A 14259-nucleotide genomic window follows, 5' to 3' on the forward strand; every position below is an offset into this window, starting at 1 on the left:
TCAGGACTAAAGCTTATGGCTAACAACAACTCACACCCTAGCAAAAAATCTACCGGCACTTGGCAAGTGGTGGTGGCATTTATCATTTTTGTCACCAGTCTCATTTCGGCGCTCTACTGGGGCTACAACGACATTCACTTTTTAAGTGTGAATCCCGATCTATCTGATAAAGGCAGCGATATTTTTCTCAAATATCTATTTATTGTGGTTGCGGTAGAGCGCGCTGCAGCAGTGTTTGTGAGTAATTACCGAAACCGAAAAGTAGCCGACTGGACCTTAAGAATATCCCGCATTAAAGAAACCCTATCCGATGAAAGCCAACATCTTAATGTGCTAAAAATGGTGTTTGAGCGAGAAATCCAAGTCGCCCAAAAAGTCTTAGATAAACAAATGGTTGATTTGCTTATTCCGCCAGAAGACAGCGCCGATGAGTACCGTGCCGCGCTACTTTGCATTAAACACAGCTACGAGTTTTCGCTGGCTAGGCACCAATCAACCTGCAACCGCGATGTGACCTTTTTTGTGTTTATCTCAGGCATTGTGCTGGCATCACTAGGGCTTAGTATTCTTAGTGATGTAATGCTGAACTTAACTGAGATAAGCGGCATACACGGCCACCTAATAAGAATTGCCGACGTACTAATTACCGGCGGTTTGTTAGGAGGAGGTAGCGCCGGGCTTAACTTTGCATCAACTAGATTTGCCGAGCTCATGAAAAAGAATTGATAAAGAAGCGCAAATTAGTGGTCACAACAAGCTGCTTGCTCAAAGCACTTAAATGACCATTTTTTCAGCAACTGAACTATTGTTGTTGGTATGACTAACAATTAGTGATTTAAGCGCTGTTATTAACCACCGCTTTACCGTATGTTGGAATAAATGTGCCACGCAGCGAGATGATAAGTGAAAAAGTATAAACATGAAGCACAGTTGCTTAAAAAAGCCTTACAAATTGGTGAGGTATACGCACTGCAACGCGGTTTTGCCAAGTTTCCTCCAGGCATATCAGAGAAAGATAAAGTAGAAGCACTGTACATGTTGTTAGCCGAAGACAAACGATTAACGCCACTACCAAAAGATAAAACCACCGGCCCAGAAATGCGCCACAAACTAGTGCTTTGGCTAGCCAACCAACTGCCTAAAGACCACGAATTGTTAGACGGTTAGCAAAAATACTTAGCCAAAAGCAGCTTTAGAGGCTGCTTTTTATTTAACAGTTAACTACGCAATAAAAACCTCTCCACAATTAAAATGTAAACTAAAAGCAGATAAATCCCGTAAGACTTGTAGGTTTCGACAATAAGTCTCTAAATGGAATTATCAGCAGAACACACATCAAGAATCATTGAAATGGCTTGGGAAGATAGAACTCCCTTTGAAGCGATACAGCTACAATTTGGTTTAAGTGAGCCAGAACTTATCCGTTTCATGCGCCACACCTTAAAGCGCCGCAGTTTTAAAATTTGGCGGGCCAGAGTTAGCGGGCGCGCAACCAAACACCTAAAACTGCGCAGCTCTGAAGTCTCGCGTGGTTATTGCCCTACTCAATACAACCACCGCTAACGAGTTTGTCCGTTAAGCCAATGCTCTGCAATTTCCTCTCGAGTGGCATACCATACGCCTTCAAATTGCTGAGTATATTGAATAAAACGCTGCAGGGCGGCAAACCTTGCTGGGCGGCCGATGATGCGGCAATGCAAACCAATGCTGAGCATTTTAGGTATGGTTTCACCTTCGAAATACAGTACGTCGAAGGCATCTTTTAAGTATTGGTAAAACTGCTCGCCACTGTTAAACCCCTGCGGTGTAGCAAAGCGCATGTCGTTAGTGTCTAGGGTATAGGGCACCATTAACAAGGGTTTGCTGTAGTTGTTGTCCCAATAGGGTAAATCATCAGCGTAACTGTCGGCGCAATATAAAATGTCATCACGTTCAGCAATTAACTTTAGAGTGTGTGGGCTAGTACGTCCGGTATACCAGCCTTTGGGTTTAGTGCCGGTGGTTTGTTGGTGAATGGCAATGGCTTGCTCTAGATGCTCGCGCTCTTGCTGCTCGCTAAAGTCTTGATAGTGAATCCACCTTAGGCCATGGCTGGCGATTTCCCAATTGGCGTCTAACATGGCTTTTACCGCTTCGGGCTGTCGCTGCAGTGCCATGGCAACGGCAAACACCGTAACCGGAATGCCTTGGCTCACAAACAAACGATGCAAACGCCAAAAGCCTGCTCGGCTGCCATATTCGTAAATTGACTCCATGCTCATATGGCGATCGGGATAGGCCTCTGCCCCAACAATTTCCGATAAAAACTTTTCTGAATGACTGTCGCCGTGCAGTACGCAGTTTTCGCCACCCTCTTCAAAATTAACCACAAATTGCAGGGCAATTTTGGCTTTGTTTGGCCAGTTGGCTTTAGGCGGATTTTGGCCGTAGCCGACTAGATCTCGAGGGTAGTTATTGTTGCTCATAGTTATCCTAAGTTCACCAGTTGAATGGCTAATTGGTGATGCTGCAATTTTAGTTGTTCTAGCTGGGCGCGGGTTTCATCGGCGTCTTCAATAATCCATTTACCGGCTACCATCAGTTTGCTCACTTGGCTTGCACCACATAAAATTAGTGCGGCTAATGGGTCGTGAGCACCCGAAAAATTAAGTCCATCGAGTTTATACAAGCCAATGTCTGCCTGCTTACCTGGCGCTAGTACGCCAATATCATCACGCCCTAATACCGCGGCACTGCCTTGGGTTGCCCAATTTAGAACCTGATGATGAGTGATTTGATCGGCGCGATAACGCAAGCGCTGCTGCATTAACGAATGGCGTAACTCTTGAATCATATTAGAGCTGTCGTTAGAGGCAGAACCGTCTACCGCCATGCCTATCTTACAACCGGCTTTAGCCAACTCCAAGGTAGGGCAAATACCCGATGCCAATACCATGTTAGACGTTGGGCAATGCGCTATTCCAACTTGTGCAGCACCTAAACGCTGAATTTCAGTTTGGTCAAAGTGAATACCATGGGCTAACCACGTTTGTGGCCCTAGCCAACCGCAATGCTCCAAATAATCTACTGGGCGCATGCCTAGCTTTTTCAAGCAAAAATCGTTTTCATCGATGGTTTCACCAAGGTGAGTATGCAGCCGTACACCCTGCTCTTTGGCTAAGGTGGCCGTTTCACACATTAGCGATTCAGTCACCGAAAAAGGAGAACATGGCGCTAGCGCCAAATTAAGCATGCTGCCTTGTTCAGCATTGTGATAGCGCTTAATCAAACGCAGGCTATCATCAAGAATTTGCTGCTCGGTTTGCACTACAGAGTCTGGTGGTAGGCCACCATCTTTTTGTGACAAACTCATACTGCCGCGCGTTAAGGTTGCTCTTACTCCCAAGCGCCCTACTACCTCGGCTTGAATATCTATCGCTTCGCTTAAGGCATGATTAAATACATAGTGATGATCGGCCACCGTTGTCGCGCCGCTCAACATTAGCTCCCAACAAGCAATCTCTGTGGCAACCTCGATATGCTTAGCACTTAACCCAGCCCATACTGGATAAAGCGTTTGTAGCCAAGGGAACAGCGGCTGATTAATTGCAGCCGGCAAGCAGCGAGTAAGGGTTTGGTAAAAGTGATGATGGGTATTTATTAGGCCGGGCAGTAACACCATGTCGCTGACGTCAAGCTGTTGGTCTACTGCTGCAACAGGCTGCTGACCTGCAGCAATACATTCAATTATTTGGCTGCCTTTAATCACAATACCGCCGCGTAAATCGCGCTTGGCATCGGGGCCAGTGAGAGCTCCGCTGAATACCGCTAAAGGATTTTTAATCCAAAGTGTTTGATTTGTTTGTTGAGTGGATTGCAGCATTGTTTAGCGCTTGCCTTAGTAAACATAGTAACTAAAGCATAAGCAACAATCTGACCAATCACTCAGGTTTTTGAATTAACTTTTTAAACCAATCCCGCGAATAACTATATCAATCACGTTTTGTTCGGCCTTGGCAAACTCGTCAGCACTAAGATTTTTGCCGTTAATCATTTTAATTTCAGTATCAAAGTCGGCGTAAAATTGGGTGGCTCCCCAAATCAAAAACAACAAGTACAAAGGCTCTATTGCTGCAATTTTGCCTTGGTCAATCCAAGCTTGAATCAAACTACACTTATTTTTTGTCCAATCTACAACGGGGAACTGTAGGTTACCTTTTAAGTTAGGCGCGCCTTGAATAATCTCCATGGCAAAAATTCGAGAGCTTTTTGGGTGGCTGCGGCTATAGCGCATTTTAGAGCGAATATAAGCGCTAATAGCTTGTTCGGGATCGTCGTTAGCGGTGGTGTTTTCAAAGGCATCGTTCCACATATCTACAATATCTTCGAGCAAGGTTTTGTATAAGCCTTGTTTAGATTTGAAATAATACAGAATGTTGGCCTTAGGCAGCTCGGCTCTGTCGGCAATGGCTTGTAGAGAGGTGCCTTGGTAACCGTGTTTTACAAATTCATTGGTTGCCGCTTTAAGGATAAGCCGTTCATTCTTTTTCCTAATTGCGCCACTTTGACCCGCCGTAGCTTTAGCCATGCTAACCCACTCTCCTTGTTACAATTAATACCAAAGTCTAACCACAAAGCATTATTAATGATTAGTTTGTAAATCACTAGTGCTCAACAAAAAAAAGCCATAAACGCACCATAACACAACAAAACTTGCCATACTTCGCACCATCAAAGCACAACAAAAAACCAACAATTGCAACTTATTAGCTACAGCACTGAACTTGAACAGTTGGTCAGATTTATGCAGTAAGACCAGCCAAGCGGATAGAATGCATAAACGAATGGACGCAAAATGAAAGCAGAGCAAAGCTTGTTGTCGTTGTGGCGGGTGACAAAACGCTACCCCGGCGTAATTGCCAACGACAAAGTAAGCCTAGACTTAGCCGAAGGAGAAATCTTGGCGCTACTAGGTGAAAATGGCGCTGGGAAATCAACCCTAGTCAAAATGATCTACGGAGTGATTCAGCCCGATGAAGGCGGCATTCTATGGAAAGGGAAAGAGCAATTAATACGCTCGCCTAACATGGCCAGAGCCATGGGCATTGGCATGGTTTTTCAGCACTTCTCGGTATTTGAAACCCTCACGGTACAAGAAAACATCGCTTTAAGCCTAGATGCAGGCGTAGTTAAAGATGCCGCCGCGCTGCGCCAAAAGATCGTTGAGCTAAGCAATGCCTACGAGCTAAAAGTTGAGCCCGACCGTTATGTGCATAACCTAAGCATTGGTGAACGCCAACGGCTGGAGATTTTGCGTTGCCTAATTCAAGACGTAAAGCTACTGATTTTAGATGAGCCCACCTCGGTACTTACCCCGCAAGAAGTAGCGGGTTTGTTTAAGGTATTACGTACCTTAGCAAGCCAAGGCTGCAGTATTTTATTTATTAGCCACAAGCTAAAAGAAGTCACCGAGCTGTGTGATCGCGCAGTGATATTGCGTGGCGGAAAAGTGAGTGGTGAATGTATTCCATCACAAGAAACGCCAGAATCAATTGCCGGCATGATGGTAGGTAGCGATACCCAATTATCGGAACGCTACCAAAAACGCATTGGCTCAGACGAGCTAATGGTTGTTAGCAACTTAAGTGTGCCACCCACTAATCCCTTTGGCACAGGTTTAAACAAGGTGAACTTAAGCCTGCATCGCGGCGAAATTTTAGGCATTGCCGGGGTTGCAGGTAATGGCCAAGAAGATCTATTAGAAGCGCTTAGCGGCGAAGATACTCGCGCGGCTGCCGACAGCATTTTAATTGGCAAACGCAAAGTGGGTAAATTACACGCCGGCGAGCGCCGCTTGTTAGGCATGAGCTACGTACCCACTGACCGTTTAGGCCAAGGCGCGGTGCCAGAAATGAGTTTGGCCGACAATACCTTGCTTACCAGCGCGCGCAAGGGCCTGGTAAGCAAAGGGCTAATTTTACCGCACAAAGTAGTGGAGCTTGCCAAAACCATTATTCATCGCAACGACGTTAAATGTCATAACGCCCACGCCCAAGCCAAGAGCTTATCGGGCGGTAACTTACAAAAATTTATTATTGGTAGAGAAGTAGACCAAAACCCAGAAATTTTAATTTGTGCTCACCCTACCTGGGGCGTAGACATTGGGGCTGCCAGCGCGATCCATCGCCAACTGATTGAACTTCGCGATAAAGGCGCTGCCATTTTGGTAGTGTCTGAAGATATCGATGAGCTATTCATGATTTCCGATCGCATTGCCGCCTTATATGAAGGGCAACTATCTACTGCGGTGCATACCGAACAAACCAATATTGAAGAAGTTGGCAAATGGATTGCTGGTGGGTTTGTCCATAACGACAGCGAGCAAGGAGGCCAAGCTTATGCTTAAAACTCAAGCCCGTTTAGAGTCATCAAAGTTGATGTCTTGGCTTTCGCCGCTTATCGCCATTGTTCTCACCATGGTGGTTTCTAGTGTGATGTTTTGGGCGCTAGACATAAACCCCGCCACTGCCTTTAAAGTATTTATCATTGCCCCGCTAAGCGATAGCTACAACTTAGGCGAGTTAATGGTGAAAACCACTCCCTTACTACTTTGTGCCACAGGTTTAGCCTTGTGTTACAAAGCCAATATTTGGAATATTGGTGCAGAAGGCCAATTGCTGGTTGGCGCATTGGTGGGTAGTTATTTTGCGCTGCAAGCCAATGAACAATCAGGTTACTTATGGCTAATTGTTACCCTCGCAGCTGGCGCCATAGCAGGCATGCTTTGGGCGGCCATCCCTACTCTGCTGCATCAGCTATTTCATACCAATCTTATTCTTACCACCATCATGCTCAACTACATTGGCTTGTATTTGCTGTTATGGGGTGTGCATGGTCCGTTAATTGACCCAAACGGTTTTGGTTTCCCTGAGTCAGCGATTTTTGCCGATAGCATATTGCTACCTACCATTATGGAAGATGGCCGCGCTTCGATTAGCATTCTCTTGGCGGTGGTATTTGCCATTGGCTCTGGGATCATTTTGTATCGCACCTTACCTGGGTTTCAGCTACGAGTATTTGGCTCCGACCAACCCGCTGCACGTTACGCTGGTTACAGCAGCAAGTTTATTGTTTGGAGTGTAATGCTAAGCGCAGGCGCACTGGCAGGTTTTGCGGGTGTGGCAGAAGTGACCGGCCCAATTGGCCAGCTCATTCCGCAAGTGTCTCCGGGCTATGGTTACGCCGCCATTATTGTGGCCTACCTTGGCAGGCTTAATCCCTTTGGTATTATTTTCGCGGCATTTTTCATGGGTACCTTATACATGGGCAGCGATTTAGCCCAAATTGAATTAGGTATGCCCACTGCCATTACCGGTTTATTCCAAGGTGTACTGCTGTTTTTCTTACTCGCTTGTGACTTCCTCATTCATTACAAAATAGTCTGGCAGCCCAGCGCGGGCGTAGCGCAAACCTCTTCATCTAGTGCTAAGCAAGGAGCTGCATAATGGACATGGAACTACTGCAACAGATATTAGTGGCAGCAATTAAAACCGGAACCCCCTTGCTACTAGTCGCACTTGGCGAGCTAATTTGTGAAAAATCTGGGGTGCTCAACTTAGGCCAAGAAGGCATGATGTTAATGGGCGCCATGGCCGGTTTTGCCGGCGCTTATTTTACCGGCAACCTAGCTTTAGGTTTATTGCTGGCGGTAATTGCTGGCATGTTAATGGCCGGAATATTTGGGCTACTCTCGTTAAACCTTAATACCAACCAAGTGGCAACGGGCTTAGCGCTTACTATTTTTGGCACTGGCTTAAGTGCCTTCTTAGGGGCTAGTTTGGTTGGCTCTACCATTAACGGTTTTAAGGCAATATCTATTACCCTATTAAGTGATATTCCAATGCTTGGGCCTTTACTTTTTCAGCATGACATTCTGGTGTATGGCAGCTTTGTATTGGTGGCTGTAACTTGGTGGGTAGTAAATAAAACCCGTGCAGGTCTAACCTTACGCGCCGTGGGCGAAAACCCTTATTCGGCTAATGCCCTTGGCATTAAGGTAATTAAAGTTCGCTATATCGCAGTACTATTTGGCGGCGCAATGGCAGGTTTGGCTGGCGCTTACATGTCACTTTCTTATACTCCAATGTGGATGGAAAACATGACCGCAGGCCGCGGCTGGATAGCACTCTCATTAGTGGTGTTTGCCTCATGGCGCGTGGGTTACTTAATGGTAGGTGCCTACTTGTTTGGCGCTGCCTCTATTTTGCACTTAGTCATGCAAGGCATAGGCTTTACCATTTCGCCCAACTTACTAGCAATGATGCCTTATGTGGCAACCATTGTGGTGATGGTAATGATTAGTGCCAACCCCATTCGCCAAAAACTAGCGGCCCCAATGAGCCTCGCTAAACCCTTTGACGCTCGCCGCCATTAATCAACAGCGCAATTTATTTGCGCAAATGCTTCAAGCTAGCCAGCAAACTAACGTATTATGCTTGCCCGCTAGTTTGGAGTATTCATGACTTATTCGCTGTACCTTGTTCACATCAACGATACCCACTCTCATTTTGAGCCCACTTTAGTTCACTTTGACGTCACTATCGAACAAAAGGCTTATCAAGTAGACGCCTACTGTGGCGGGTATGCACGATTGGCTACCGCGGTACAGCAACACAAAGCCCTAGCAAAAGAAAACAACAGCCCAAGCTTATTTTTACATGCAGGCGATAGCTTCCAAGGCAGCTTGTATTTCAGCCAATTTAAAGGTGAAGCTAACGCTCACTTACTCAATTTAATGTCTGTTGATGCCATGACCATTGGCAATCATGAGTTTGATCTTGGCAATGCGCCGGTGTCTAAATTTGTTGATCAGGTTAACTTTCCCTGCCTTGCCGGCAACATGGATTTGAGCCAAGAAGATCAGCAAAAGCACTTGCCTTTAGCGCCCCACAAAAACCTGTATTACTACAACAATGAACTGGCCATTGCTAACTATGTGCTTAAGCCATTAGGCGAGAAACAATTGGCCATTGTAGGCATCACCCACGACCAGATGCACAACATAGGTTGCCCCGATGCCGACTGCCATTTTTTGAACGCCATTAAAACCACTCAAGCTACGGTTAAGCACTTAAACCAACAGGGCATAAATCACATCATCATACTTAGCCATTTAGGTTATGAAGGCGATATTGCATTAGCCAAAGCCGTGACTGGCATAAGTGTGATTGTTGGTGGCCACTCACACACATTAACTGGCGAATTTGGCCATTTAGGGCAAGCTTGTACCGGAAATCAAGGCCAATGGCAGAATGACTGCCTAATACTACAAGCTGGCAAACATGCAGAATCTATAGGCTTAAGTTGTTTACATTTTGATAAGAGTGGCAAGGTCATCAAGCTTGATGGCGGGGCTAAATTTCTTATCGATGATAATTGGCAAGCCAAGCAAAATGGGCAAGTAGTTTGCCAACAAACGCGCGCTCAGATTAGCGACTATTTGGCTAATACACCGGGGCTATTAAAGTGCCCTGATGATCAGCAAATCAGCGAGATCATCAATCAGCAATATCGTCCAGTGGTTGAACAAATGAAAAGCCAAATAGTGACCAAGCTTAGCCATCCATTGCGCCATAGCAGAATGCCCAACCAACAACTGCCCAATGGCAGTGAAGTATCACCACTGGTTTGCCAAGGGTTTTACCAAGCCTCTGCCGCCCAACACCCAACCGACTTTGCCCTGCACAATGCTGGCGGTGTCCGCGTATCGCTCAAAGCTGGCCCGTTGAGTAAGGCCGATATATGCGGTCGTTTACTGCCCTTCGAAATTACTTTAATGAGTTATTTACTTAAGGGCGAAGACTTAGCCATGGTGATTGAAGGAGCCATTAACAATGCCACCAACAATGGTTTAATGGGCACTGGCGATGGCAGCTTTCCCTACTTTTACAAACTGCGTTATCGCTACCACGCTGACAAAGCTCTAGGGCAGCGCGTTAGCCAAATAGAGCTTGAAGATGAAGAAGGCTGGCAGGCTTTGCAGCCACAGCGGGTGTATCGCGGCGTGTCTTCTGCTTACACCTTGGCAGGTAAAGAAGGCTACGATGCACTGTTAAACAGCTGGGATCATCACGATTTAGAACTCAGCATGAGCGACAGTTTTGTCACCTTTGCCAGCAGCAAAGAATATTTGCTTTAATAGGCCAAGCTAAGCAGCCAAACTCACGAAACGAAAAGGAAAGCACCTGTGATTAGAGCCATGACTCAAGCCGACTTTAGCGCATTTTGGCCAAGCTTTAAGGCGGTAATACAGGCGCAACAAAGTTACGCTTTTGACTCAGACATGAGCGAACAACAAGCCTATCAGCTTTGGTGCGAGTTGCCGCTGAAAAGCTTTGTGTTTGAACACAACCAGCAAATTCTCGGGACTTATTACATCAAACCCAATGCCATGGGTCCCAGCAAACATATTTGTAACTGTGGCTACATGGTGAGCGAAGCAGCACGTGGAAAAGGCATTGCGCGTAAGCTGTGCGAACACTCTCAAGATATTGCCTTAGAGCTGGGTTTTAAAGCCATGCAATTTAACTCTGTGGTAGCCACTAATACCGTTGCTATCGCGCTTTGGCACAAGCTCGGCTTTGCAACTATCGGCACTATTCCAAAGGCCTACCTCCACCCTGAGCAAGGGTTTGTAGACTGCCTAATCATGCATAAGCAGCTTAGCGACTAGGTCTTAGTGTTCTTAAGCATGTTCTTCTGGCAACTCAGCGCTGAACTCAAGTCAGTGATTATTAACAAAATCTAAAAACTGTTTATCAGCAACGGCCGTTGTAGTTGCAGGGTTGAGCATCTACTATTTAAAGCAGTTTAAGGCATTCGTATTTACGCTTTCATTTTTAAGCTTTCACTATAAAGATAGGTATCAAGCACATGAGCAAAACCATTCTAATTACCGGTGCAACCGACGGCATTGGTTTAGTCACCGCCAAGCAATTATTAGAGCAAGGTCATAAGGTGCTACTTCACGGCCGCAACCCTGCCAAGCTTGAGTCTGTTAAAAATCAATTAAGCGAAAATGGTGCGCAAGTAGATAGCTTTGTAGCCGACTTATCTAAGCTTGAGCAAGTTGATGACTTAGCGAAACAAATAACCAGCAAGTACAGCAGCTTAGATGTAGTAATAAACAACGCTGGGGTATTTAATATTCCTGAGCCGCGCAATGCCCAAGGTCAAGATTTACGCTTTGTAGTAAACACCCTCGCCCCTTACAAGCTAAGCAAAGCATTGCTGCCGTTAATGGGTAAAACGGGGCGTATTGTGAACCTATCTTCTGCAGCTCAAGCCACAGTTGATTTAGATGCACTAAAAGGCAATCGCCAACTTAGTGACAACTCAGCCTATGCGCAAAGCAAACTCGCACTCACCATGTGGTCTCGAGAAATGGGCTTAGCGCTTAAAGACAGTGGCCCAATCGTAGTATCGGTTAATCCTAAATCATTACTTGGCAGCAAGATGGTAAAAGACGCCTACGGTATCGCCGGCGGCGATTTAAGCATTGGTGCCGATATACTGGTAAGAGCCAGCTTGTCGGAAGAGTTTAACGATGCCGCAGGCCTATATTTTGATAACGACATCGGCCAGTTTGCATCACCTCACCCCGATGCGCTAAACGCTCAAAAATCTGCACAAGTTGTTGAATTAATAGAAACACTCATCTAACAACTCAAGCAGCTAAAGCACTTATAAAACGCCACTAACACAGTGGCGTTTTTATTGGGTATTTGTTTTTATTCGGCGTTTAAGGTGCTTCTGGTAACAAGAAATTCTTGCCCACTTTTGCACTGACCATTTGGCTTTTATCTTTTAAGGCAACACCTGAATAGCCTAGTTTATTGGCTTGCTCAATCAAGTAACTTAAACGAAATGCCGCGTCTTCTACCGACATGCCCGCTTGGCGAATGTTCGATAAACAATTGCGTTTGGCTTCTTCAATGCCAGGGTAAGCTTGGTAGGTAAAATAAATACCTAAACTGTCTGGCGAGCTTAAACCTGGACGTTCACCCACCAAAATAGCTACCATTTTAACGCCTAAGGCTTGAGCTACATCGTCACCTACGCCCACACGCCCTTGCTCTACCACGACTATTGGCGCAATCGACAATGCCAAGCCTTTTAACTTTGGAATAAGCGCCGCCAGCAGAGCTTCAGCATTTTCACTTATCGCCCTAGATGACAAGCCTTCGGTAACCACCAAGGCAATGTCATAAGCGTTGTTGTGCTTAGCTAAAGTATCGTATGAAGCTTTATTAAGCCGCCGTCCTAAATCAGGCCTTTGTAAGTACTCGGCCCGCGAGCCCGCTTGAGATTGCAGATGTTGTACGCCCAAATTAAAACCAGCTAATCGGCCAATTAAGACGCTGTAATCAAGCGGTGTTAGCACCGCATCTCTTGCCTTTGCATGGTCTAACTGAAACTGTAAATGTGCCTGAGTAGGCAAACTACTTCCCGCTCGCCCTAAAGCAATGCGCGCATCGGTAAAGGCTTTGAGTACTTGCCAAGGATTAGCGGTTACTAGTTCAAATTCATCGGACGTAATTACGCTAGTGTTTTGCTCAACGCTGCTGGCAGGTTTGCTATCACTCATGCGCCTACATCCTTAGCCACTGCCTCAAAGGCCGCTGGCAGCTGCTGTTTAAGGGCAAGTCGACCGTTTTGGTCGGTAATATGTTGTTGCGCTAACCAAGCTTCAAACTCTGGCGCGGGCTTCTTCCCAGAAATTTGCCTCGCAAACAGGGCATCATGAAACGAAGTGGTTTGGTAATTAAGCATTATGTCGTCAGAGCCAGCAATGCCCATGATAAAGTTAACCCCAGCACTCACTAGCTGCACCAATAGCATGTCCATATCATCTTGGTCTGCGTCAGCATGATTGGTGTAACAAATGTCACAGCCCATGGGCAGCCCCATTAGCTTGCCGCAGAAATGATCTTCTAAGCCCGCACGAATAATTTGCTTACCGTTATACAAGTATTCAGGGCCAATAAACCCAACCACAGTATTCACCAACAAAGGCTTATAACGCCGCGCTACGGCGTAGGCTCTCGCTTCACAAGTTTGCTGGTCTACCCCGTGGTGGCCGTTTGAACTTAGCGCGCTGCCCTGGCCAGTCTCAAAGTACATAACATTGCTACCCTTAGTGCCACGTTTAAGCGACAAAGCAGCACTGTAGGCTTCATCTAACAAGGCCAAGTTAATACCAAAACCTTGGTTGGCTGCCTCGGTACCCGCAATAGACTGAAATACCAAATCAACAGGCGCACCTAAATTCATCGCTTCTAAATGAGTAGTTACATGGCTAAGCACACAGCTTTGCGTTGGTATTTGATAATGCTGAATCACCTCATCCAGCATCTTCATTAACCTAGTAACGGCTTGCAGGTTATCAGTTGCCGGATTAATCCCAATCACCGCATCACCATTTGCATACAACAAACCATCTAAAATGCTGGCAGCCACCCCAGCAGGATCATCGGTAGGATGATTAGGTTGCAAGCGTGTCGACATTCGCCCAGATAAGCCAAGGGTATTGCGAAATGCAGTGACAACTTCGCACTTACTGGCCACCAAAATCAAATCTTGAATCCGCATCAGCTTACTCACAGCTGCCAGCATTTCTGGAGTAAAAGCTGGTGCTAAAGCGCTTAGTTCAATCGCATCAACTTGTTCGTTGAGTAAGTAATTGCGCAAGTCGCCTACCGTTAAATGCGCAATGCGCTGAAAGGCAGATAAATCATGACTGTCGATAATTAATCGCGTCACTTCATCTTGTTCGTAGGGGATTAAGGCTTCATCGAGAAAGTGTTTTAGCGGAAGTTCGGCCAAGGCCATTTGTGCGGCTACTCGCTGCTGGTCACTGCTTGCAGCAATACCTGCCAGTTGATCGCCGCTGCGCAATGGAGATGCCTTGGCCATTAAATCTTTTAAGCTGCTGAAACGAAAAGTTCCGCCGCCTGCATTCATTGCAAAATCAGTCATTATGTATCCTACATAACTACTGCGCCTGCCATTGGCGCGATATTCTGAATGGGATTATTTCTTTATAAGCAAACAATAAGGTAACCAGAGTTTGCGATAAACATCTAGCAAAAATTTGGCTTTTACTGGTTCAACAAATACCCAGCAGTTGAAATACTGTTCAATTTAACGCGACGACTTAAGACGTTTTAATAAAGCAGCAAGCCACTAGCCTATCCGCGTAAAACTTATGAAAAGCTCACA

Annotated in this window: 14 protein-coding genes; 9 read left to right on the plus strand and 5 right to left on the minus strand. The window is 45.9% G+C overall.

What is annotated here, in order from left to right:
- Positions 1–15: 15 nt before the first annotated feature.
- The 3 genes from G6R11_RS09800 (at position 16) to G6R11_RS09810 (ending at position 1563) form a co-directional block, all read left to right on the plus strand.
- Complete coding sequence (locus G6R11_RS09800) at positions 16–726, plus strand: hypothetical protein (RefSeq protein WP_163132894.1); 711 nt, start codon at positions 16–18, stop codon at positions 724–726.
- A gap of 177 nt (positions 727–903) precedes the next feature.
- Positions 904–1167, plus strand: coding sequence for a DUF5062 family protein (locus G6R11_RS09805; RefSeq protein WP_163132895.1), 264 nt, complete (start codon positions 904–906; stop codon positions 1165–1167).
- Positions 1168–1311: 144 nt separating this feature from the next.
- Complete coding sequence (locus tag G6R11_RS09810) at positions 1312–1563, plus strand: TIGR03643 family protein (protein ID WP_163132896.1); 252 nt, start codon at positions 1312–1314, stop codon at positions 1561–1563.
- On the opposite strand, the gene puuE is transcribed toward G6R11_RS09810, so the two are convergent.
- From puuE to G6R11_RS09825, 3 genes are all read right to left on the minus strand, one after another.
- On the minus strand, positions 1560–2465 hold the full coding sequence (gene puuE, locus G6R11_RS09815) for an allantoinase PuuE (protein WP_163132897.1): 906 nt from the start codon (positions 2463–2465) through the stop codon (positions 1560–1562). The genes G6R11_RS09810 and puuE overlap by 4 nt on opposite strands.
- 2 nt (positions 2466–2467) lie before the next feature.
- Positions 2468–3862 carry an 8-oxoguanine deaminase gene (locus G6R11_RS09820; protein WP_163132898.1) on the minus strand — a complete coding sequence of 465 codons (1395 nt, stop codon included), beginning with the start codon at positions 3860–3862 and terminating at the stop codon, positions 2468–2470.
- A gap of 75 nt (positions 3863–3937) precedes the next feature.
- Positions 3938–4567 carry a TetR/AcrR family transcriptional regulator gene (locus G6R11_RS09825; protein ID WP_163132899.1) on the minus strand — a complete coding sequence of 210 codons (630 nt, stop codon included), beginning with the start codon at positions 4565–4567 and terminating at the stop codon, positions 3938–3940.
- Positions 4568–4834: 267 nt separating this feature from the next.
- Between G6R11_RS09825 and G6R11_RS09830 the strand changes: the two genes are divergently transcribed.
- The 6 genes from G6R11_RS09830 (at position 4835) to G6R11_RS09855 (ending at position 11700) form a co-directional block, all read left to right on the plus strand.
- Positions 4835–6385, plus strand: coding sequence for an ABC transporter ATP-binding protein (locus G6R11_RS09830; RefSeq protein ID WP_163132900.1), 1551 nt, complete (start codon positions 4835–4837; stop codon positions 6383–6385).
- Positions 6378–7484 (plus strand): ABC transporter permease, encoded by a 1107-nt coding sequence (locus tag G6R11_RS09835; protein WP_163132901.1) that lies wholly within the window; start codon positions 6378–6380, stop codon positions 7482–7484. Before G6R11_RS09830 ends, G6R11_RS09835 begins: the two co-directional genes overlap by 8 nt.
- Entirely contained in the window at positions 7484–8413 is a 930-nt protein-coding gene (locus G6R11_RS09840; protein ID WP_163132902.1) for an ABC transporter permease, read from the plus strand. The genes G6R11_RS09835 and G6R11_RS09840 overlap by 1 nt, the downstream gene beginning before the upstream one ends.
- 84 nt (positions 8414–8497) lie before the next feature.
- Entirely contained in the window at positions 8498–10177 is a 1680-nt protein-coding gene (locus G6R11_RS09845) for a bifunctional UDP-sugar hydrolase/5'-nucleotidase (protein ID WP_163132903.1), read from the plus strand.
- 48 nt (positions 10178–10225) lie between these two features.
- Complete coding sequence (locus G6R11_RS09850) at positions 10226–10711, plus strand: GNAT family N-acetyltransferase (RefSeq protein ID WP_163132904.1); 486 nt, start codon at positions 10226–10228, stop codon at positions 10709–10711.
- Positions 10712–10911: 200 nt separating this feature from the next.
- Positions 10912–11700, plus strand: coding sequence for an SDR family NAD(P)-dependent oxidoreductase (locus G6R11_RS09855; protein ID WP_163132905.1), 789 nt, complete (start codon positions 10912–10914; stop codon positions 11698–11700).
- Between the two features lie 79 nt (positions 11701–11779).
- On the opposite strand, the gene eutC is transcribed toward G6R11_RS09855, so the two are convergent.
- Positions 11780–12625 (minus strand): ethanolamine ammonia-lyase subunit EutC, encoded by an 846-nt coding sequence (gene eutC, locus G6R11_RS09860; protein WP_163132906.1) that lies wholly within the window; start codon positions 12623–12625, stop codon positions 11780–11782.
- A complete protein-coding gene (locus tag G6R11_RS09865; RefSeq protein ID WP_163132907.1) occupies positions 12622–14016 on the minus strand; it encodes an ethanolamine ammonia-lyase subunit EutB in 1395 nt (464 codons plus the stop codon). The genes eutC and G6R11_RS09865 overlap by 4 nt, the downstream gene beginning before the upstream one ends.
- Positions 14017–14259: the final 243 nt, after the last annotated feature.

It is taken from the genome of Agarivorans sp. Alg241-V36, assembly GCF_900537085.1.
Classification (GTDB): domain Bacteria; phylum Pseudomonadota; class Gammaproteobacteria; order Enterobacterales; family Celerinatantimonadaceae; genus Agarivorans.